The organism is Prolinoborus fasciculus (genome assembly GCF_056724605.1).
Genome location: NZ_JBWZQN010000020.1, coordinates 1 through 21,726, shown reverse-complemented (window position 1 = coordinate 21,726; position 21,726 = coordinate 1). Strand labels below are relative to the sequence as shown.

25 protein-coding genes are annotated in these 21,726 nt (G+C 43.8%); 17 read left to right on the top strand and 8 right to left on the bottom strand.

Annotated elements, in window-relative coordinates:
- Window positions 1-42: 42 nt before the first annotated feature.
- The 5 genes from AC1P5O_RS06700 to AC1P5O_RS06680 all read right to left on the bottom strand — a co-directional run bounded on the left by AC1P5O_RS06700 (window position 43) and on the right by AC1P5O_RS06680 (window position 2,758).
- The gene (locus AC1P5O_RS06700) at window positions 43-825 is read right to left on the bottom strand and encodes a thiazole synthase (RefSeq protein ID WP_004280106.1); all 783 of its coding nucleotides are present in this window, start codon (window positions 823-825) and stop codon (window positions 43-45) included.
- A 14-nt stretch (window positions 826-839) separates the two neighbouring features.
- Window positions 840-1,037, bottom strand: a complete 198-nt coding sequence (gene thiS, locus AC1P5O_RS06695; protein WP_004280105.1) for a sulfur carrier protein ThiS — start codon at window positions 1,035-1,037, stop codon at window positions 840-842.
- 35 nt (window positions 1,038-1,072) lie between these two features.
- Window positions 1,073-1,438: a DUF423 domain-containing protein gene (locus AC1P5O_RS06690; protein ID WP_004280103.1), complete on the bottom strand. Its 366-nt coding sequence runs from the start codon at window positions 1,436-1,438 to the stop codon at window positions 1,073-1,075.
- A gap of 119 nt (window positions 1,439-1,557) precedes the next feature.
- Window positions 1,558-2,427, bottom strand: a complete 870-nt coding sequence (gene rpoH / locus AC1P5O_RS06685; RefSeq protein ID WP_004280101.1) for an RNA polymerase sigma factor RpoH — start codon at window positions 2,425-2,427, stop codon at window positions 1,558-1,560.
- Between the two features lie 136 nt (window positions 2,428-2,563).
- The gene (locus tag AC1P5O_RS06680; RefSeq protein WP_171054314.1) at window positions 2,564-2,758 is read right to left on the bottom strand and encodes a sulfurtransferase TusA family protein; all 195 of its coding nucleotides are present in this window, start codon (window positions 2,756-2,758) and stop codon (window positions 2,564-2,566) included.
- Between the two features lie 421 nt (window positions 2,759-3,179).
- On the opposite strand from AC1P5O_RS06680, the gene AC1P5O_RS06675 reads away from it, so the two are divergent.
- Window positions 3,180-3,395: a cold-shock protein gene (locus tag AC1P5O_RS06675; RefSeq protein WP_004280099.1), complete on the top strand. Its 216-nt coding sequence runs from the start codon at window positions 3,180-3,182 to the stop codon at window positions 3,393-3,395.
- 101 nt (window positions 3,396-3,496) lie between these two features.
- Window positions 3,497-4,648 carry an ATP-dependent RNA helicase RhlB gene (gene rhlB, locus AC1P5O_RS06670; RefSeq protein ID WP_004280098.1) on the top strand — a complete coding sequence of 384 codons (1,152 nt, stop codon included), beginning with the start codon at window positions 3,497-3,499 and terminating at the stop codon, window positions 4,646-4,648.
- Window positions 4,649-4,709: 61 nt separating this feature from the next.
- On the opposite strand, the gene AC1P5O_RS06665 is transcribed toward rhlB, so the two are convergent.
- Window positions 4,710-5,090 (bottom strand): hypothetical protein, encoded by a 381-nt coding sequence (locus AC1P5O_RS06665; protein ID WP_005246748.1) that lies wholly within the window; start codon window positions 5,088-5,090, stop codon window positions 4,710-4,712.
- Window positions 5,091-5,348: 258 nt separating this feature from the next.
- Between AC1P5O_RS06665 and AC1P5O_RS06660 the strand changes: the two genes are divergently transcribed.
- The 13 genes from AC1P5O_RS06660 to AC1P5O_RS06600 all read left to right on the top strand — a co-directional run bounded on the left by AC1P5O_RS06660 (window position 5,349) and on the right by AC1P5O_RS06600 (window position 18,301).
- The gene (locus AC1P5O_RS06660; RefSeq protein ID WP_004280095.1) at window positions 5,349-5,930 is read left to right on the top strand and encodes a nitroreductase family protein; all 582 of its coding nucleotides are present in this window, start codon (window positions 5,349-5,351) and stop codon (window positions 5,928-5,930) included.
- Window positions 5,931-5,963: 33 nt separating this feature from the next.
- Window positions 5,964-7,037: an NAD(P)H-dependent glycerol-3-phosphate dehydrogenase gene (locus AC1P5O_RS06655; protein WP_004280094.1), complete on the top strand. Its 1,074-nt coding sequence runs from the start codon at window positions 5,964-5,966 to the stop codon at window positions 7,035-7,037.
- A 76-nt stretch (window positions 7,038-7,113) separates the two neighbouring features.
- A complete protein-coding gene (locus AC1P5O_RS06650) occupies window positions 7,114-7,569 on the top strand; it encodes a phosphoglycerate mutase family protein (RefSeq protein WP_004280092.1) in 456 nt (151 codons plus the stop codon).
- A gap of 30 nt (window positions 7,570-7,599) precedes the next feature.
- A complete protein-coding gene (gspL, locus tag AC1P5O_RS06645; RefSeq protein WP_004280090.1) occupies window positions 7,600-8,739 on the top strand; it encodes a type II secretion system protein GspL in 1,140 nt (379 codons plus the stop codon).
- Entirely contained in the window at window positions 8,739-9,218 is a 480-nt protein-coding gene (locus AC1P5O_RS06640; protein ID WP_004280088.1) for a type II secretion system protein M, read from the top strand. The genes gspL and AC1P5O_RS06640 overlap by 1 nt, the downstream gene beginning before the upstream one ends.
- 90 nt (window positions 9,219-9,308) lie before the next feature.
- Window positions 9,309-10,310 carry a quinone-dependent dihydroorotate dehydrogenase gene (locus tag AC1P5O_RS06635; RefSeq protein WP_004280086.1) on the top strand — a complete coding sequence of 334 codons (1,002 nt, stop codon included), beginning with the start codon at window positions 9,309-9,311 and terminating at the stop codon, window positions 10,308-10,310.
- A 5-nt stretch (window positions 10,311-10,315) separates the two neighbouring features.
- Window positions 10,316-10,897, top strand: a complete 582-nt coding sequence (locus AC1P5O_RS06630) for a CvpA family protein (RefSeq protein ID WP_004280084.1) — start codon at window positions 10,316-10,318, stop codon at window positions 10,895-10,897.
- A gap of 24 nt (window positions 10,898-10,921) precedes the next feature.
- The gene (gene purF, locus AC1P5O_RS06625; RefSeq protein WP_004280083.1) at window positions 10,922-12,457 is read left to right on the top strand and encodes an amidophosphoribosyltransferase; all 1,536 of its coding nucleotides are present in this window, start codon (window positions 10,922-10,924) and stop codon (window positions 12,455-12,457) included.
- Window positions 12,458-12,624: 167 nt separating this feature from the next.
- On the top strand, window positions 12,625-14,436 hold the full coding sequence (locus tag AC1P5O_RS06620) for a M48 family metalloprotease (protein ID WP_318270368.1): 1,812 nt from the start codon (window positions 12,625-12,627) through the stop codon (window positions 14,434-14,436).
- Between the two features lie 204 nt (window positions 14,437-14,640).
- Entirely contained in the window at window positions 14,641-15,285 is a 645-nt protein-coding gene (locus AC1P5O_RS06615; protein WP_004729953.1) for a hypothetical protein, read from the top strand.
- Between the two features lie 22 nt (window positions 15,286-15,307).
- Window positions 15,308-16,273, top strand: coding sequence for a 2-hydroxyacid dehydrogenase (locus AC1P5O_RS06610; protein ID WP_005262046.1), 966 nt, complete (start codon window positions 15,308-15,310; stop codon window positions 16,271-16,273).
- 116 nt (window positions 16,274-16,389) lie between these two features.
- Window positions 16,390-17,832 carry a M48 family metalloprotease gene (locus AC1P5O_RS06605; RefSeq protein WP_004729947.1) on the top strand — a complete coding sequence of 481 codons (1,443 nt, stop codon included), beginning with the start codon at window positions 16,390-16,392 and terminating at the stop codon, window positions 17,830-17,832.
- 109 nt (window positions 17,833-17,941) lie between these two features.
- Entirely contained in the window at window positions 17,942-18,301 is a 360-nt protein-coding gene (locus AC1P5O_RS06600; protein WP_004729945.1) for a hypothetical protein, read from the top strand.
- Window positions 18,302-18,371: 70 nt separating this feature from the next.
- Here AC1P5O_RS06600 and AC1P5O_RS06595 read toward each other — a convergent pair whose 3' ends face one another.
- Window positions 18,372-18,818: a GatB/YqeY domain-containing protein gene (locus tag AC1P5O_RS06595; RefSeq protein ID WP_004729943.1), complete on the bottom strand. Its 447-nt coding sequence runs from the start codon at window positions 18,816-18,818 to the stop codon at window positions 18,372-18,374.
- A 33-nt stretch (window positions 18,819-18,851) separates the two neighbouring features.
- Window positions 18,852-19,067, bottom strand: a complete 216-nt coding sequence (gene rpsU, locus AC1P5O_RS06590) for a 30S ribosomal protein S21 (RefSeq protein ID WP_001136722.1) — start codon at window positions 19,065-19,067, stop codon at window positions 18,852-18,854.
- A gap of 146 nt (window positions 19,068-19,213) precedes the next feature.
- Between rpsU and tsaD the strand changes: the two genes are divergently transcribed.
- Both tsaD and AC1P5O_RS06580 read left to right on the top strand, forming a co-directional pair.
- Window positions 19,214-20,230, top strand: a complete 1,017-nt coding sequence (tsaD, locus tag AC1P5O_RS06585; protein ID WP_004729941.1) for a tRNA (adenosine(37)-N6)-threonylcarbamoyltransferase complex transferase subunit TsaD — start codon at window positions 19,214-19,216, stop codon at window positions 20,228-20,230.
- Window positions 20,231-20,434: 204 nt separating this feature from the next.
- Complete coding sequence (locus tag AC1P5O_RS06580; RefSeq protein WP_004729940.1) at window positions 20,435-21,394, top strand: sensor domain-containing diguanylate cyclase; 960 nt, start codon at window positions 20,435-20,437, stop codon at window positions 21,392-21,394.
- The last annotated feature ends 332 nt before the right edge of the window (window positions 21,395-21,726 follow it).

The window sequence follows — 21,726 nt, the reverse complement described above, 5'->3', positions numbered from 1 at the left end:
ATAAAGGACTCAATTGAGTCCTTTATTTTTGTTCATGAAAATTTATTTAAAGAAATAGCCGGTTTCCGGTGAGCTGGCATTGGCCATACGCTTGCGCGGCATACGGCCTGCAAGAAAAGCTTCTCGGCCTGCTTCAACGGCTTTTTTCATCGCAGATGCCATTAATACCGGATTTTGTGCAGCTGCAATCGCTGTATTCATGAGTACACCATCACAACCCAGTTCCATCGCAATCGCGGCATCACTCGCTGTACCGACACCGGCATCGACTAGGACAGGAACTTTGGCATTTTCCTTGATGATTGACAGGGTATGTGGATTCAGAATGCCCAGACCAGAACCAATCAGGCTACCCAATGGCATAATCGCAACACAGCCCATGCTTTCCAGCTCTTGCGCCACGATCGGATCATCCGAGGTATAAACCATGACCTCAAAGCCATCGTCAATCAAGGTGCGCGCAGCTTTCAGTGTTTCGGTTACGTTTGGATAAAGTGTCTTTTCATCACCCAAAACTTCAAGTTTGACCAGATTGTGGCCATCGAGCAACTCACGCGCCAGCATACAGGTGCGGACGGCACTATTGGCATCGAAGCAACCTGCGGTATTCGGCAAAATGGTATATTTTTCCGGAGGAATGACTGACAGCAGGTTCGGCTGGTCAGGATCTTGGCCAATATTGACACGGCGAATAGCGACAGTGACAATCTCTGCACCACTGGTTTCAATGGCCTGCTGAGTTTCATTTAAATCTTTGTATTTGCCCGTGCCTACCAAAAGGCGTGACTGGAATTGGCGTGAACCAATCTGTAATAAATCTTGCATAATTGTCCCGAGTATTAGCCGCCACCGACCGCGTGAATAATTTCTATTTTGTCTGTATCGCAAATTGGCGTATCGCCCAATCTGCTTTTAGGAATAATCATTTCATTGACTTCAACTGCAAAACGCTTACCCTCAAGCGCCATACTCTGAATCAGTTCCAGCAGATTCTTGCAGTGAGTTTCCTGTTGTTCGCCATTGATGTAAATCATCATTCTAGCAACCCTCCATGATTAAGTGTTGTTCAAACTTATCTGGCGTATTTTAAAGCATTCCAGGCCAGAATTAACCATCCGGCAATCATTAAAGCCCCGCCGATGGGCGTAATAGCACCTAAACCGCGGGGTAATCCTAAGGCCATGATATACAGTGAGCCAGAAAACAGTAAAATGCCGACCTGAATCAGACCGAAGCTCCATTGAATGGGCAATGCAGGGATGACTTTCGCCAGTAAAGAAAGAATCAGTAGTCCTAAGGCATGATAGAAAAAATAATCCGTTGCCGTTTGCCACCAGCCGAGCTGTGCTTCAGTCGCCCGCGCTTTTAAACCATGTGCACCAAAAGCACCGAGCATGACTGCAAGTGCCAAATTAAGTGCTGAAATCGCAATCCACATTTGAATTGATCTTCCTGATAAAGTTTGCGCTCAACCTTAGCATAAATTCAAAATGCGGACATAAAAAAGCCTTCATCAAAGAAGGCTTTTTCGAGGTAAATCAGTAACAGAATTTGGTGTTAATTGGATGACATCGCCACTTTAATTTTTTCCATGGCATTTTTTTCCAGCTGACGAATACGTTCCGCAGAAACATTATATTCCGCTGCAAGCTCATGCAGGGTCGATTTCTCGTCATCTAGCCAGCGACGCTGCAAGATATTACGTGAACGATCATCTAGCTGATCCATGGCTTCATGCAGGGCAGAGGTGCTTTGCTCCTCATAGTCTTCATTTTCAATCAGACGAGCCGGGTCATAACGATTATCTTCAAGATATAACGCTGGTGCCACATGGGTGGAACCTTCATCATCGTCATCGCTTGATGCATCAAAAGCCGCATCATACGCCGTCAGACGGCCTTCCATTTCCAGTACTTGTTCTGGTGTGACATTTAAATCATTGGCAATAGACTGTGCTTCTGCGAGCGTCAACTTTTTCGATGATTTCTTCAGGCTTCGCAGATTAAAGAACAGTTTACGTTGCGCTTTAGTGGTGGCGATTTTCACAATACGCCAGTTACGGATCACATATTCGTGAATTTCCGCCTTGATCCAGTGCACGGCAAATGACACCAGACGTACGCCCATATTCGGGTCAAAACGTTTTACAGCTTTCATCAGGCCCAGGTTGCCTTCCTGAATCAGGTCGCCTTGTGGCAAACCATAACCTGCATAACTACGCGCAATATGTACTACAAAACGCAAATGCGACATGACCAGCATTTTCGCTGCATCTAAATCTTGGTCATAATAATAGCGTTCAGCCAACTCTTTTTCTTGTTCGGCCGTTAAAATCGGAATCTGATTGACAGTGCTGATATAAGCACCGAGGTTGACACCTGGCGCCGATAATGACAGGGGCATTAACTGATTGCGGCTGTCACTCATGTGTTCTCCTTGAAGTGCGGGATAACCCTAAACTAGGTTTTATCTTAATCCAATCTCTCCGCAAATAATGGATATTTGGGTAGAGAAATGTAAAAAAGTATACGAAAGTGAAGATCAACAGTTTAATTGAAAATTTTTAAGATTCAATTAAGTAGTGAAACTCTGTATCAGAAATTTTTTTAAATTCAAGCTTGAGCTGATGCAGCTGACAATAGCGGCTGACATCTGTCTGGCTATGCGGATCAGATGATTTCAGCAGGAATGTTTTCTGATTTCCGGCCTTTAGTGCGCGCTTTAACATTAATAGCGGCATCGGGCACGGTTTTCCCATAGCGTCTATAAGGCTGAATTGCGCTGGATATTCGGACATTGCGGTTTTATTTAGATGGCAGAAAAGGCTATAAATAGTAGCAAATATGATGCCAGAACCAAACTGGTTTCAGAAAAAGAAGATCTAAATGACTTTATAAAGTCTTTTGACAATTTTCATGAAAAAAATAACTAAATCAAACAGAACATGCTAAAAAAAATCTATTAATTGTGATAAACCCATGTTAAGCTCGTTGCGTATTTGGGACTTTGAATAAACAAAGTGATTGTTTTTCACCCTATTACATAAATGGATGTAACCGGGATTTTGTTGATAGTTTTACAGAATGATTACAAGCTTAAAAATAATATTTTCAAACTTGTTTGCTCTGCTGTTTGCAACACCGGGTGGTCCTTCTTTTAGTTTCAATGAGGATTAACTTATGACAGCTGCTCGCGAACAAGGCGTAGTTAAGTGGTTTAACGATACTAAAGGCTTCGGCTTTATTCAACGTAACGGCGGTGATGACGTATTTGTTCATTTCCGTGCTATCCAAGGTGACGGTCACCGTTCACTTCGTGACGGCCAACGTGTTGAATTCAGTGTTGTTAAAGGCCAAAAAGGCTTTCAAGCTGAAGAAGTTCAACCATTAGACTAATCTTCGGATTAAGCTAAAAAGAAAACGCTCCAATATAACTTGGGGCGTTTTTTGTTTATACTATCCCTATCTTAGTGATTACCCAATTAGAGCACCGCTTTATGTCATCTGGTTTTGAAACCTTAAATTTACATCCCAATCTAAAAAAAGCGATTGATGCTTTAGGCTTTACCACCATGACGCCTATCCAGCAGAAGGTTTTGAAATTCACGCTGGCAGGACATGATGCCATTGGCCGTGCACAGACAGGTACAGGCAAAACTGCTGCCTTTTTAATTAGTATCATGAATGATCTCTTAAATAATCCGATTCAGGAACAACGCTATCGTGGTGAGCCACGTGCGCTGATTTTGGCACCGACCCGTGAACTGGCGTTACAGATCGAAAGCGATGCACAGGATCTGGCGAAATATGCTGGTCTCAATGTGGTGACCTTGCTGGGTGGTGTGGATTTTGACAAGCAAAAGAACCAGCTTAATAAAGCGCCTGTCGATATTATGGTGGCTACACCGGGTCGTTTGATCGATTTTGTAGAACAAAAAGAAGTCTGGCTGGATCAGATTGAATTTTTGGTCATTGATGAAGCCGACCGCTTACTAGATATGGGCTTTATTCCTTCAGTAAAGCGCATTGTGCGTTTCTCGCCGCGTAAAGAACAACGTCAGACTTTAATGTTCTCTGCAACTTTCAGCTACGATGTGCTGAATCTTGCACAACAATGGTTATTTGAACCGGTCACAGTTGAAATTGAACCGGAAAAGAAAACCAATGCCGATGTCGAGCAACGGGTTTATATGGTCGCCAAGGCGGACAAATATAAATTGTTGCAAGAAATCTTGCGTGATGAGCCGATTGAAAAAGTCATGATTTTTGCCAACCGTCGTGATCAGGTGCGCAAACTTTATGACCATTTAAAACGTGATGGCTATAAAGTAGTGATGCTGTCTGGCGAGATTGCTCAGGACAAACGCCTTAAAATGCTGGATCAGTTCAAAAATGGTAAACATAACATCATGATTGCAACGGATGTGGCAGGTCGTGGCATCCATGTTGATGGTGTATCGCATGTGGTGAACTTCACCTTGCCGGAACAGTCGGATGATTATGTGCATCGTATTGGTCGTACCGGTCGTGCGGGAACCAGTGGTGTGAGTATCAGTTTCCTTGCAGAAGATGATGCGTTCTATCTGCCAGAAATTGAAAAAGCCATTGGTCAAAAATTGCCTTTGACCCGTCTGGAAGGTTATTGTTAATCCAGACCATCGAAAAACCGCTCTTGAAGAGCGGTTTTTTATTGCGCTATGGTTTATTAGCTTATTTGGCCTGACAGCGGAATGTAAGAACCGTCTGATAATCATCATTTTGGTTTAAACCGGTATTGGTACCTGCGATATTCCCGAGAACGGTAGCTGCTGCCTGGATCATCTGACCTGTTTGTTCATCGACCACGCCTTTTAAAGCGCCGTTATAAGCTGTCTTTTCATCCACAATAATTGGGGTTGATCGAGAGCCACAGGCTTTATTGGCCGCAGTAATCGCATTGTTTTTCGAGGTCAGTTGATTTTTACCTAATCCGGTCACCTCATACTGGTTATTTTCCTTTTGAACGGCCAAAGCAGTCGGGTTTGAGGCACAGGCAGTAAGCAGTAATGCGGAAATAGCCAATCCGCTGAAAGTGATTGTTTTTTTCATCATGAAATCTCAAGTAAATACGATGCTGAATATTTCAACACAGCAAGCAGCGCAGATTTTGTAGCTGTTGTATAGGTTTGGCAATTTTTGGTATAGCTCTATGTGACTTAGGTGAAAAATAGAGCAGTACGGGATTGAAAAACCAAGCAAGTTTATTTTTAAGTGGTGATGAGCTGGCTGAATCGCTATGAAGTTTCTAGCGTATTTTTCTTTGAATATGCTAATCTTGAGTATAGTTTTTAAGTGTAGATATACAAGGCAATGACGGAATCTGCGATTGACATCGTTCATCAAAATATTCACCAACGACAATCGATTGGTCATCTGCTGGCACCGGCACCGAATGCAGAACAACTGGAAAAAGCCTTTCAGGCGGCATTAACTGCACCCGATCATCATCGGCTCAAGCCGACCACATTTGTGGTGGTTCCAGATAATCAGCGTGAAGCTTTTGGAGAGTTGCTGTCGCAGGCGCTCGTCGATTTGGGTGAAACTGAAACAGCGCAGATTGAGCGTGTTAAAAATCATCCATTTCGTGCGCCTTTATTGGTACTTGCCTTAACGCGTTTGCAGGATCATCCTAAAGTTCCTCATTTTGAGCAAATCCTTAGTTCAGGCGCAGCGATTCAGAATTTTCTGCTGTCACTTCAGGTTCAGGGTTTCTCAACCATGTGGCGTAGCGGTGCTGTAGTCGAGTCTGGCCTGTTTAAGCAGGCATTGGGAATTTCAAAAGACGATCTGGTCTCGGGTATTATTTATATTGGCACTGCCGCAAAAGCAATTCCAGCACGCACAGAGATTCGAACCGGTGATTTTGTCAGTTACTGGAACCAGAACAGCTAGTTTGCACGGTATAACAGGATATTAAAAAATAAGATGTCAGAATTAAATTTCTCAAAACTGGTAGAACCGGTTGCAGTTGATCATAAGACAGCTTTAAGAGTAACGGTATTGGGTGGGGGCAGCTTTGGTACTGCAATGGCCAATACTGCAGTGCGTAATGGTTGCAATACCATGATCTGGATTCGTGATGAAGCAGTTGCGGCAGATATTAATGCCACCCATATCAATAAACGCTATTTGCCAGATTTTAAGTTAGAAGAAAATCTGCTGGCGGTGTCAGACCTGGAACAGGCTGTGCGTGATCGCGATATTATTTTAGTCGCAATTCCGAGCCATTCTTTCCGGGATGTTTTGCAGCAAATCAAACCTTTTATTACATCGCAAGCCGTGATCTCGCTGACCAAGGGTATTGAAGCCAAAACCTTTAGTTTCATGAGCGATATTATTCGTGAAGTGTTGCCTGAAGTGCCTTATGGTGTGTTATCAGGACCGAATCTGGCCAAGGAAATTGTGGCAGGACAGCCGGCAGGAACCGTGATTGCCAGCCAGTCCGAGCTGGTGCGTTATGCCGTACAACAAGCCCTACATAGTGCCTTGTTCCGCGTATTTGCTAGTGATGATGTGCATGGGGTAGAACTCGGGGGCGCATTAAAAAATATCTATGCTGTCGCGATGGGCATGGCTGCTGCGTATAACGTGGGTGAAAATACCAAGAGTATGATCCTGACCCGTGCTTTGGCCGAAATGAGCCGTTTTGCAGTAAAACTCGGTGCTAATCCGCTGACTTTCCTTGGGCTTTCAGGTGTGGGTGATTTGTTCGCTACCTGTAGCAGCCCTCTTAGCCGTAATTATCAGGTGGGTTATGCGCTTGGTAAAGGTAAAACCTTGGAGCAGGCAACGACTGAGTTGGGGCAAACGGCAGAAGGGATTAATACCATTGTACAGGTCAAGGCACGTTCGGAAGAGCTCGATGTGTATATGCCGATTACCTCGGCCTTGTATGATGTGATTTTTGAAGGTGCGCCGCCACTCAATATTGCATTGTCATTGATGAAAAACGGTCATCGCAGTGATGTTGAATTTGTCTTGCCACATCATCAAGTCTGATCTATAACACAGGGACTGTCTGCGAATTGTCATATTCGCTGCTTATCATGCAGGCAAAAGAATATAAGGAAATCAAATGCAACTGACTTTAGTTCGACATGGCGAGGCCGCGCCACCGGTCAATGGTAATGACACCAAGCGACCTTTAACGGAGCGTGGTCATCAACAGGCTGAGCAAACTGCACAGTTCTTAAAGGATCTGATTAAGCCTGAAGTCTTTGTGGTCAGTCCGTTATTGCGTGCGCAGGAAACTCTGGCACATTTGCAGCAGTATTTTAAAGATGTGCCGGTGGTGATCTGTAATACCATCAAACCGGATGATGATGCCAAAGTTGCAGTAGAATGGTTGTCGCAACTGCCTTATGAGTCGATTGCAGTGGTGTGTCATATGAATGTGGTGGCACATATGTCTTCCATTCTGCTGGCTGAATCTTTTCATCCCTATGCATTGGCAGAGACACGTATTTATGATCAGGCGGTGATTGCCCCGGGTTTATCCACACAGATAAAAAGCTTTATTCCTACACTATAAAAAATTAATTAAAACGGCAGAACACAATCAATGTTGTATTTATGGATGCCAGAAGCCAATGGGGTTTGGCAATGGTCAACTGGGGAGTTCTGGAACACTGCGCACACACTTGAGCAGCTGATTCAGGATATACAAGCTCATCATGGCGAAGAGGCAGTGGTATTTTTCCCGAGCCGTCATGTGCAAATTTTGCAGCAGACCTTGCCCAAGAGCCAATATAAGAAAATGGGCAATGATGGCATTAAATATTTGCTCGAAGAATATGTGGTGCTGCCGGTAGATGCCATGAAAGTGCTGCATCATTTTCAACAGCCGGATCAGATCAGCATTATAGGAATTGCGAATTCTACGCTTGAGACCTTGCAACATGCTTTAAGCCTGATCCCGGTCAAGCTAGCAGCTTTGTTGCCGGACTTTTTGGTGCTGCCGATTCCTGAGGCCAACCAGCGTGTGATTGCTCAAATTGGTGGGCGTTTGCTGGTGCGCGAGTCGGAATATATCGGTCAGTCGCTAGATGATCTGAGCCTTTATCTGGATTATCAGCCCAAGGACCTCAGCTATAAGGTGAGCAACCTGAATCAGGAGCAGTTGCGTAGTCTTGAAGCACTGGTCACTCAGGAGCAACTGGAGTCTTTCCAATATGGAATTCCTGTACTGAAAAAACCGAAACAGCATCCGTTTAATGTCTTGCCTAAAGCAAAATCCGATGGTGCTATTTCCGGCTACTGGAAAGCCTGCGCGGCAGTTTTTCTGGGTATTTTGGTGTTGCAGTTTAGTTATGATGCTATGCGCTGGTATCAATATAAGAAAGTGGCGAATCAGACTGCTGCGCAAGCCATTGACCAGTTTAAATACTGGTTTGGACAAAATTATCCGGTCACTGAGCAGAATATCAAAAGTCAGTTTGAAGGGCAGTTGCGTCAAAGCCAGATTGCAGATACGCATGCATTACAGCTGATTAGTCGGGTGGGGCCTGTCTTGATGCAAAATCAGATTGTGGCACAACGGGTGAATTATGATGCTTCTGTGCTAAGTATGGAACTTAAAGCCAATTCATCAGAAACGTTAAATGCACTGACCACACAATTAAGCCAGCAAGGCTTTAAGGTGGAGCTGGGGAATATTCAGGCCAGCGGAACAGCTGCGATCGGACTGGTGAGGATTCAATAATGAAAGGCATTGAAGCGCTACAAAATCGTATGGATCAGTCTTTTGAAAAACTGAGTGATTATCTGGACAGCTTGTCGGTACGTGAACGGGTAATGGTGATTTTTACCACTGTTTTTGTGATTGTGGCGGCAGTCGGTTCTGCACTCTGGTATATGCATCAGGCGGCAGATACCCAGCAAAAACGCTTAAATCAGCTGAAAGATACCATTGTTTGGATGCAAAGTAATGCAGTAACCATGAAACCGGCTGGGGACACCCAACTGGATGCAGCGGAGAAAGTACAGCGAGTCGCACAGCAGCAAGGATTGTCGGTGGCTTCCCAGCAAATGGAAGGAAAAATTCAATTGGCGGTCATGCATGAAAATTATGCAGTACTGGCAAATTTCCTGACTCAGCTGGCACAAATGGGGCTAAGTATCGAGAAAATGGAACTAAATAATGAGGCAGGACAGATTAAATTAACGGCGACCATACAATAAACGGTAAAAATAAAGATTTGCAAAGCATGGTTTTTTTGTCAGCCTATGCCTATAATATGCCGACTTAAAAAGCAGTAGACTTTTCTGGATATGTTGTATTCTCTAGCCCGCCCTTTGTTGTTTTCTTTAGCACCAGAGCGTGCACATGAGCTGACATTATCACTATTGAAATCATCCCATAAAATGGGCTTGATGCGTCAAAACGTTGCTGCGAAACCTGTGACCTGTATGGGAATCGAATTTCCCAATCCGGTAGGTCTTGCGGCAGGTTTGGACAAAAATGGTGCCTATATTGACGCCCTTGCCGGTCAAGGTTTTGGTTTTATTGAAATTGGTACCATTACCCCGCGACCGCAAGCCGGCAATCCTCATCCGCGTTTATTCCGTTTGCCACAGGCCAAAGCCATTATTAACCGTATGGGCTTTAATAATGATGGCGTGGATCAGCTGGTTGAAAATGTCAAAGCGGCCAAATTTAAAGGTATTCTCGGTATTAATATCGGTAAAAACGCTGATACTCCGGTAGAAAAAGCAGTAGATGATTACCTCATCTGTTTAGAAAAAGTCTATAATTATGCTTCTTATATTACCGTCAATATTTCTTCTCCCAATACCAAAAACCTGCGCAGCCTGCAAAGTGGTGATGCACTCACCGAACTGCTGGAAACATTGAAGAAGCGTCAGCTTGAATTGGCTCAGGAATACCAGCATTATGTACCTTTGGTACTCAAAGTGGCGCCTGATCTGGATAACAGCGATATTGCCTTTATTGCCAAACAGTTATTGCAATTCAAGATCGATGGTCTGATCGTGACCAATACCACACTGTCACGTGAAGGGGTAGAGGGTCTGGAGCATGCAGAGGAAGCGGGCGGTTTGTCTGGCGCGCCAGTATTTGAGAAAAGTACCGCATGTCTGGCTGCATTTGCTGCGGTATTAAAAGGACAAATTCCATTGATTGGTGTGGGTGGTATTCTTTCAGGTGCAGATGCTGTTTCCAAGAAACAGGCAGGCGCCAGCCTTGTACAGGTTTATAGTGGCCTCATCTATACTGGACCTAAACTTGTAAAAGATTGTGTAGACGCACTTTAAATCCTATGAATGCCATTGATATCTTTCTACTGATTATCTTGCTCATTGGAGGGCTCAACGGTTTGCGTCAAGGATTTATTAAAGCCTTTGCGAACTTAGTGGGATGGATCTTTGCCCTGATTGTTGCGGCAAAATATTCAACGCTACTTGCGCCGTCTATGGTTGCTCTGAGTACAGATCCAGTTGTACAAAAGATTGCGGCCTTCGCCTTTATCGTCCTGCTGATTGTAGTTCTGACCTGGATCGTTACTGCACTGTTGAACCGTATTTTAAAGAGTCTTAAACTGGGTCCTCTCAACCGTCTGGCTGGTGGTGTCTTTGGTAGCCTGAAAGGTTTGCTCATTGTCCTGATTACCATGCAGGGGATTGGTCCGTGGGTAGAAAGCTCGCCGCACTGGAAACAGTCCAAGTTTATTCAAGCCTTATTGCCTTATGCGCCTTGGGCGACTCAAATGTCGAAAGAAGCCGCGAATGGCGCACTACAACATATCAAGCCTGAAGGGGCATCGAAACCTTCAGCTTCATCATCTGAAACATCGTCCAAGTCTGGAGTTGCAGATGAGTCTACAAATAATCCTTTTTATTAATCCTAGCTTGTCTGCGAGGTTGCTATGTGTGGAGTAGTTGGTATAGCTGGTAAATCACCCGTTAACCAAATGTTGTTTGATGCATTAACGATGTTACAACATCGTGGACAAGATGCAGCTGGGATCGTGACATGTGATGAAGGACGTTTATTCCTGCGCAAAGACAATGGTATGGTACGTGATGTATTCCATACCCGTCATATGCGTGCTTTGAAAGGAAATTACGGTATTGGTCATGTGCGTTATCCAACAGCCGGTTCATCGAGCAGTGCTGAAGCACAGCCGTTTTATGTGAACTCGCCGTACGGGATTACCTTGGCACATAATGGTAACCTGACCAATGCCGAAGAAATTCATGATGACCTGTTCAAAACTGACTTGCGTCATATGAACACTGATTCTGATTCGGAAGTCCTGCTAAACGTGTTGGCGCATGAATTGCAAAAACATGGCAAATTGGTACCAACGTCAGAAGATATTTTCCATGCGGTAACACGTGTGCATGAGCGTTGTAAAGGTGCTTATGGCGTAGTGGCGATGATTACCGGTCAAGGGCTGGTGGGCTTCCGTGATCCAAATGGTATTCGTCCACTGATCTACGGTTCACGTGAAACTGAACAGGGTATGGAATATATCATTGCTTCTGAGTCGGTTGCGATTACTGCACTGGGCTTTAAAGTTGAGCGTGATATTTTGCCTGGTGAAGCGGTATTTATTGATTTAGAAGGTAATTTTTTTACCAAGCAATGTGCGGCGAATGCTGAATACCGTCCTTGTATTTTTGAATATGTTTATTTTGCCCGTCCAGATGCCATCATTGATGGAATCTCGGTGTATAAAGCACGTTTGAAAATGGGTGAGAAGCTGGCGCAAAAAATTCTGCGTGAGTGGGGTGAAGAGCATGATATTGATGTGGTGATTCCGATTCCGGATACTTCACGTACTTCAGCGCTAGAACTTGCCAATATGTTGGGCGTGAAATTCCGTGAAGGTTTCATGAAAAACCGTTATATCGGCCGGACCTTCATTATGCCTGGTCAGCAGCTGCGTAAAAAATCGGTACGTCAAAAACTGAACCCGGTTGAGCTTGAGTTTAAAGGTAAAAACGTACTGTTGGTGGATGACTCGATTGTCCGTGGTACGACCTGTAATGAAATTATCCAGATGGCTCGTGATTCTGGTGCGAAAAAAGTATTCTTCGCTTCTGCAGCACCGATGGTGAAATATCCAAACGTTTACGGTATTGATATGCCGGCGAAATCTGAGCTGATTGCATCGGAACGTAGCGTGGAAGAAATCCGTGAAATTATTGGTGCTGACCGTCTGATTTTCCAGGATCTGGAAGATTTGAAAGATGCGGTAAGAACCACCAAAGTACCGGATGTCAAAGACTTTGATTGTTCAGTCTTTGATGGCATCTATGTTTCGGGCGGTATTGATGCGCAATATCTGGATGATCTTCAGCAAAAACGTAGTGACAGTGCCATGAAAGAAAGCAATTATATTGATGTCAATATTGATGCAGCTTCAGTGGATTTGACTGGCGTACGCGAAGTCTAAGTAGTTAAAATCATCATGAAAAAGCGGGAATTTCCCGCTTTTTTGTTTTATGATGAGCCCATTGAAAATCATCATTTTAGGATTCTGCATTGCGAAACGTAGGATACGATTTTATAAAAAACAAAAATATAGTACTGCCTGTAAGTTTTTGCCTGATTGCAATTCTGTTGACTATTTTTATTATTAATACCGTTGTTGGTCTCTTTGTTTTTTATACTGATCCTAGCCAGTCAATCTTCTGGCATGCGCTAAGTCCTTATCTGATTGCTTTGTTGTTATGTGCCATGATGATCTCGGTCATCTATGAATTCTATATTTTTCGGAATGGCGGTTATTCGCTGGCGAAGCAGTTGGGTGCACGTCGGTTGAGTCCGATGGACAGTATTCCAGAAGAAAGTGCTGCACTGCACATTAACCAGCAACTGTCAGAGACTTTTCTGATTGACGTTCCGGCGGTATATGTGCTGCCCGATGAAGTTGGTGTCAATGCATTGACGGCAGGGTTTAGTCCGCGGGATACCGCAATTATCCTGACTTGGGGTGCGATACAAACACTGGATAAAGTCGAGCTGTATGGCTTGCTCAGCCATGAATTCAATAAAATCCTGTCTGGTGAAGCTGCGGAAAATACCCGTTTGAAAATTCTGTATAGCAGTTTAACCACGTTTAGTCAGTGTGGCAGTAAGATTGCCAAGTCCGGTTTTTATCGAGCGGGTAGTCCTCGTGAAAACAAGTTCGAAACTTTCTATGTTTCAGTCGGTGCGGTGATCTGGCTGATTGGTAGTTTGGGTGTTTTGATTTCCCGTTTCATTAAATATATTTCACTCGGTGGTCGGACCTATAAAAATGATCGAAAGACCCGACGCCTGATTCAAAATGATGCCAATATTCAGACTTTACTCAGAATTCATGTGCATCATTCCGGCTCCCAGATTTATAGTGAATATGCTGAATCCATTTCACATATGTGCTTTGCCAATTCCTTGAGCCCACAAAACTGGCTGAATATTCATCCCCATATCAATCAGCGGATTTATGAATTAAATCCTGCCTTGATTCAGGACTTACAGCTTGAGAATCTGAAAAAACTCAAAAATCAGCCTTTGTTTAGTTTGTTCCGTTCTTTAGAAGAAGTGGTGCCTGAAACTGCAATGAGCTGGAGCTCGCCACAGCCTTTGCCATTATTGCGGCTGTCTCCGATCAGTTTTGCGATTAAAGATGCGATCAAACCACTGAATCCGGAACTTCGGCTCAAGATGCCACGTCCGGAACTGATTGAGCGTGCATTACAAACCGCAACTGGTTCTCGTGAAGTGATGGTCGCCATTTTAATGATCCGTCAATATCGTGAATTTATTCCGACTGAGGCTGAAGTTAGCCGTGCCATTGTAGATTCATTGCTCAATCTGGACGGGCGGGTGCATATCTCGATTTTCCAGCAAGCTTGTAACAATATTGGTGGCATGCCGACAACTGTTGCACGCCAGTTTTTGATGAAGCTGGCACGGATTATTCAGGAAGATGGCGAAATTGGCCTGTTGGATGCATTATTACTGGAATGTGTGAAATACGAACTGAATTTGCTTCCTGCACATACGCCTACAGCACTCGATGAGGTCAAGCCACAGATTGTGCGTTTGATCGACGCCTTGCTGCATGTACAGCAGATTAATAGCGGCAACCAGCTTGAGGTGCGGGAGCGGATTTTAAACCGGATTCTGACCGCTCAGGAACTGGACTTATATAATGAAATTTCTGATGAGCCGATTGATCTAGCAGAAATCCTGAATGATATTGCGGGGCTGTTATTGCGTGATCGCCTCAGTATTTTAGGTATTGCAGAGGCCTGTTTGTGGAGTGATCGTATCGTGACACAGGATGAGTTGGACGTGATGGAGCTGTTGTATTGGCGCTTGGGTTTTGAGGCAGAACAGGTCGTTCAGCAAATGTTAAAGAAGAACAGTTTAACCATTCTGTAGAAAATAAATGAGAACGCGCAGCTTTAGCCGGAATCTGTTATAACAGCAGGAATGGTTTAATTGTGTATTAAAAGCACGGTTTTTAGCAGACAGCTAAACTTTGTACTAGAATCCATCAGGATAAAAAAGAAAAGCTGAAAAAGTTCGGCAAAGCACAGGCAATCCGGCTAAAATGTTCAGCCTGAAATTGGTGATGATGAAAAGATGATTGGGCATCAGCGTGACATACTGGCAACATTAGGAATCGATCTCTGGATTCCTAGGGACAGCGCATGTCAGCCGCACCAGGTTTCGATCTGGCGTGATCAGGCTGCACCTGAATTTCACACCGATATCGTCTTACCACAGCCTGCTTCCGTAGAGGCGTTGGCTGATCTACCGATTCCTGAGCCAGAGCCAATTGTTACGCTTAAGGTTGATACACCACCTGCGGCACCGACTCACATTGCACCTGTTCAGGAACAGCGTGAAATCGTACAAATCCCGCCATTCAGTTTGCAGGCTTTAAGTCTGGCACATTGCAGTATCGTGATTGATGCAACTGCAATGACCGAAGACACCCAGAATTTATGGGGCAATATCCAGCGTGCAGTCCCGGGAGAGTTTCATGAGCTGAACTGGCCATTTCCCTGGGCCAATGTTCAGGATGGACGTGGTGTAGAATCCTATATTCAGGGTTTTCTGGATGGGATGAGTGTAGAGAAAAATATTATTTTCCTCGGGCCTGTAGCGCATATATCAAATACGAAAATGATCCAGTTGGCATCTTTACAAGAAATGCTGGATCAACCAATTCTAAAAAAACGTTTATGGCAGTTTATGCAAAATAGGACCGCCAGTCTGGAATAATCTTGCTGTGGAATAAAAATAGATGAAACAAAAAGTGGTTGTATTTAGTCAAATTGATGCTGATATTCAAAATAAGCTCGAACAAAATTATCAGGTTAGTTATATACAACCCAAGCTAGGCGATGTGAATCAACAGCTTTTGCAGCAGGTTCAGGATGCTGATGGCATGATTGGCGCAGGGCGTTTGCTGAATCGCGATAATCTGGCCAGTGCCACCCGGTTAAAAATTATCTCCAGTGTCAGTGTCGGTTATGACAACTATGAACTGGATTATTTAAATGAAAAGAAAATTTATCTCAGTCATACGCCGCATGTACTGACTGAAACCACTGCTGACCTGGCTTTCACTTTACTGATGTCAGCAGCACGCAAAGTGGCTTACCTGGATCAATGGACCAAGCAGGGACAATGGCAGCGTACCGTGGGCGAAGCACAATTTGGTATGGATATTTTTGGAAAAACCCTCGGAATTATTGGTCTCGGTCATATTGGGGCGGCAATCGCACGTCGTGGTTTTTACGGTTTTAACATGAATATTCTGTATCATAATCGCCGGGAAAAACCAGAACTCGCTCAAGGGTTGAATGCGAAATATTGCCAGCTTGAGGAACTGTTACAGCGTTCTGACTTTGTGGTCGTTGCAGTAGATTTGAATGCGGATTCTAAGGCGCTGATTGCGACAGCGGAATTGGCTAAAATGCAATCCCATGCAGTATTGGTCAATATTTCACGTGGCTCGGTCATTGATGAACAGGCATTAATTTCAGCTTTAAAAGCCAAGCAGGTTTTTGCTGCCGGTCTGGATGTGTATCAGAAAGAGCCGTTAAAGGAATCGGAATTATTCCAGTTGGATAATGTGGTTACATTGCCACATGTGGGTTCGGCCACTGCAGCCACCCGTAAAAAAATGGCAGAACTGGCTTATCAGAATCTTGTTGATGCCTTGGAAGGACGAGTGCCCCGTTATGTGGTCAATCCGGAATTTTAAAATGCATCTGATTCGTCGTTTAAATGGTATTAAAAAATAACATTTTCTTGCGTCTCTGCTCATGGTTCAATGCTATATTCAAGACAGATTAGATTGGCAGGATTAGAGATTTTTCATTGAAACGATTGGCGCTGGTGTGTGGCTTAAGTCTGTATATGGTGGCAGGGCACAGCTCTAACCATGATTTTAATCAAGTAAATGTACAATTTTCTGTGCCTGATATTGGTACAGGTGTCGGCTTACTCGATCAACAAAAAGAAAAAATGATCGGTGAAAAAGTCTATCGTGAAGTGCATAAACAAATGCCAGTGATGCAAAATCCATGGCTTGAAGATCAGCTGCTTTCAGTATTTTCTCATATTCTGAGTCAAACTCAATTGCAACAGCCGATCGGTTTGTTGGTCATTAATGATCCGCAAATTAATGCTTTCGCCGTACCGGGTGGCCTCTTTGCACTTAATGCTGGTCTGATTAATTCAGCCCGAAACATGGATGAAGTGGCAGGAGTCATGGCACATGAAATTGCACATGTCACACAACGTCATTACAGTCGCTCTCAGGATGCCTTTAAAGGGCAAGGTTTACTGGCGCTAGCTGGAATTCTCGTCGGTGCTTTGGTCGCTTCTCAGGCAGATGGTGATGTCGGCACAGCGGTCATGATGGGTTCACAGGCAGCACTTCTGGATAAACAGCTTACCTATAGCCGTAATCAGGAGCGTGAGGCAGACCGGATTGGTATGCAATATATGTATCGTTCCGGCTATAACCCGCATAGTATGGCTGACTTCTTCGAAGTCATGCATCGCTCGACCAGTCGCTTAAGCTTCCTGCCGGATTTCTGGTTCACTCATCCACTGACGACTGAGCGTATGAGTGAAGCACGTTTGCGTGCCAATCAGCTGCCTGCGGTCAAACCTAAGCTGAATGATCAGGACTTTGAGATTATCAAATGGTATAGTAGGGTGCTGTCTCGCCAGACCAGTGAGGAGCAGCTCAGTTTGATGAATCGGCAGAATAATTTTGCCGGTCAGCTTGCTTTGGCTGCCTACCAGATACAGCAAAGTGATTTTCAGGCCGCACAGGCTGCTTTAGATCAGGCGAAAAAGCATAACCAGATGCATCCTTTATTGGTCTTGTTTCAGACTGATATTTACTTAGGTCGGAACCAGTTGAATGCAGCGCTGAAAAGTGTGGCTTCGGCAGCGCGGATCATGCCGGAAAATCGTGCGCTCAATTATAAATATGCAGAAGTCTTGATTCGTGCCCAGCAACCTGATCAAGCTAAACAAATTGTACAAAAGTTTTTGAATGCCAATTCCCGCGATGTGAGCGGCTGGCGACTGATGCAACTGGCGACCAATGCAGAGCCTGCATCGGCAATCAAGGCCGCCAATGTGCTACGTTATCGTGCAGAAGTAGAATACTGGTCCGGTTATGAAGAAACCGCCATCAAGTCATTATTACATGCACAGCGTACAGCGAAAAATAATCAATCTTTATCGGCAACCATTAACCAACGCCTGAAACAGATGCAGCAGGCACGTCAATATAAAATTTAAGCCTTAGTCAGGTTTTAAGCTTTTTATATCAGGATGATATGGTCAGGATATACTGAATCGGGCTACAATCTTTTTTTAATGATCAGTGCGATTAAATCTGAAGCATGCTATGAAGAAAATATTATTGGGCATCTGTCTATTGGGGTGGAATTATGCGGTATTTGCTGCGAGTGCTGTTGAGTATGTAGATGCGGTAGAGCGTATTAATACTGACTATAAAAAGGAATCGCGTCAATTCTTGGGTGGTTTGAATCCGCAGCAACAAGGTTTTAGCGCAGCACAGAATTCACATTTTTGTAGTATTGTGCAACGTTATGCCGATCGCTTATATCAGGCGGCTGACCAAAATCGTGCTTATCTGGATCGTCAGTTTCAGAAGATAACTAAACAGGATGTGATTATAGAAGTGAAATCTTCAAAAGAGATGCAATTGCTGAAACGTTATCAGGTTGACTGTTATTTGCAATAAGAATACGTTAAGAACTGTCTTTTATAAAAAGTCAGTTCAACGTTAAAGATCGAATATTAGAGAAGTGGGATTAAGCAAGTTTCGCTTTAATTTTAGCTGAAACTTGTGCAGGATCGGCGCGCCCGGCTATGAGCGGACGCAGAGAATTCATCACCTTACCCATATCTTTCATGCTAGTAGCTTCTTGCGCTGCAATCGTTTGCGCAATGATGGAATCAAGTTCTTCCTCAGTCATAGCTTCTGGTAGAAATTGAGATAACACCTCAACCTCGGCTTGTTCCTTACTAGCTAAATCTTCTCGACCAGCACCATCAAAGGCCTTGATCGATTCTTTACGTTGTTTAATTTGTTTTTCAATGACCGCAAGAACTTGAGCGTCGTCAAGTTCTTTGCGCTCATCGACTTCGATTTGCTTAATTGCCGCCTGTAGACCACGTATGACCGTCAGCTTGGACATTTCTTTGGCACGCATTGTTGCTTTCAAAACATCCGTGATTTGGTCTTTTAAAGTCGTCATTATTTAATCCAGGCAGTCAATCACAAATTAATCTTAGTAAAGGCGAGTCGTACGTACTGATTCACGCGCCAATTTCTTTTGGTAGCGTTTAACAGCAGCAGCTTTTTTGCGCTTACGTTCTTGAGTTGGTTTCTCGTAGAATTCACGCTTACGTACGTCAGCTAGAACACCCGCTTTTTCGCATGAACGTTTGAAACGACGGATAGCTACGTCTACTGGTTCGCCTTCTTTCAATTTAACTTGTGGCATGAAGAATCCTCATAAAGTTATGGATAAGATCGCAGGCCGAATGCCTGTGATCACAAGTGAAGGTCAGTATTTTACTCATTTACATCTCATACCACAAGCCTATAATAGTGACTGCAATAGAATTGATACAGGTTATAGGCAGTTTAATGATCGTTTTAGGCTTGGAAACGTCGTGTGATGAAACAGGACTTGCGCTGTATGACAGCGAGTTGGGTTTACGCGGGCAGGTGCTTTATAGCCAGATTAAACTGCATGCAGAATATGGCGGTGTGGTTCCAGAGCTGGCGTCACGTGATCATGTGCGTAAACTAATTCCATTAATGAATGAATTATTGGAGCAAACTGACGTCAAAAAATCGGAAATTGATGCCATTGCATATACGCGTGGGCCAGGTTTAATGGGCGCATTAATGACAGGTGCGTTGTTTGGTCGAACTTTGGCCTTTGCACTGAACAAACCGGCAATTGGTGTTCATCATATGGAAGGGCATATGCTTGCACCTTTGTTGTCAGAAACTCCGCCTGAGTTTCCATTTGTTGCATTATTGGTATCAGGTGGGCATTCACAACTTATGGCTGCTTATGGCATTGGCCAGTATGAATTACTTGGTGAATCCATTGATGATGCAGCCGGCGAAGCCTTTGATAAAGTCGCGAAAATGATGGGCTTGCCATATCCGGGTGGTCCGAATATCTCTAAACTGGCGGAGCAGGGTGACCCGAATGCCTTTGCATTCCCGCGTCCAATGCTGCATCAAGGCCTGGAATTTTCATTCAGTGGTTTAAAAACGGCTGTTTCTGTACAGATGAAAAAACTCGGTGATGAAAATCGCGATGCCGATATCGCTGCCAGTTTTCAGGAAGCCATTGTTGATACTTTGGTGAAAAAGTCGGTGAAAGCACTGAAGCAAACGGGGCTTAAACGTCTGGTGATTGCGGGCGGTGTCAGTGCCAATAAGCGTTTACGTGAGCGTTTAGAAGCAGATTTAGCCAAGATCCGTGCATCTGTTTATTATGCTGAACCTGCACTCTGTACAGACAATGGTGCAATGATTGCTTTTGCGGGCTATCAGCGTTTAAAAGCAGGGCAGCATGATGGCTTGGCGGTGACCACCACACCACGCTGGCCAATGACGGAATTGACTAATCCGACAGAGGCATAGATTTCAGGCTTGAAAAAAAGAGGCTAAGGCCTCTTTTTTATTGTGAATTTTTAAATGAAAACTTATAGCAACGGTATGTTGTAAATATATAGTTTTATAGCTGTATTTAGAGCTTGTATATTCTATTGAAACCGGAAAAATAGTTTAATAGCTTAAGTTTATATCATGCATATTTTTACAGGTTTGTAGCAGAGGCAATCTCGGATGGAAAATATAAATTTCAAAAGTTTTCAGGATGCTGGAGAGGCAGTATTAAAGTTTCTGCATCAGCATTTCGGCTTTAATTTATGGATGATCACCCGGGTAGAAGGCCAAGACTGGATTGTGCTGCAAAGTGAAGATCATGGTTATGATATACGACCCGGTCAAGTGTTTCAGTGGGCTGATTCTTTTTGTTCTCATATGGTCGCAGGTAAGGCCCCGAGAATTGCCCCCCGCTCTGAAGAAATTCCTTTATACGCCACAGCGCCGATTAATCAGCAGGTCTGTATAAAATCTTATATTGGTCAGCCACTCCTTAAAGAAGATGGCAGTTTGTTTGGAACACTCTGTGCGATTGATCCAGAAACCAAATCGGAAGCTATTGTGCAAGATATGCAATTGGTCGAGTTATTGGGACAATTGCTCAGTTCGATCTTGCAGGCAGAATTGCGTCAAAGTGAGCAGGTACGTCAACATGAATTATTGCAGGAAGAAGCCAGTAAAGATGAATTGACCGGGCTCTATAATCGTCGGGCCTGGGAAAAACTGCTGCGAGCTGAAGAAGAGCGTTGTAAACAATATGGTCATCCCGCCGCTGTATTATTTATTGACCTGAATGACCTAAAAAAGTTGAATGATAGTTTGGGTCATGATGAAGGTGACAAGCTGATTCAAAATGCGGCGCAGGTATTGCGAGATAACGTACGAATCAATGATATTGTTGCTCGTTTAGGTGGCGATGAGTTTGTGATTCTTAGCGTGGAAAATGATGAAACGGGTACTGAAAGTTTAGTGGATCGTTTAATTAATGCCTTTGCAGCAGCAAACATTGGCGCAGCGATTGGTATGGCAATGCGTCATCCAAGTCAGGGCTTATTTGCAGCACTCGCACAAGCGGATCAGAACATGTTTGAGTATAAACGTCGGAAAAAATCCAGTGAATCCATGACCAATCTAAAATAATTGACGCTTTAAATCTTCTTTAAATGATTAAGTATTTCATATCATAAAAATGATCATTTTCTATGCTCTAACGTTATCCTATCTTTCAATATTCTCTTTCATAGCCATGTATGAAAGTTGAGCATGATTCTCCATAAAAAGAAAATTCAATCCGTCTTTAACTTAACCATTACAAATTTTATAAGCTTTGTTACAAAGTTAATCCGTAAGCGTCCGCTGAACACACCTTATGAATTCATCCTATAAGCCTTAATTTAGTCCCCACTTAAAAACAAGTGGGGACTAAAATTTATGACTACAAATCACCAGACATCCATCGCATCTCTTGCGAA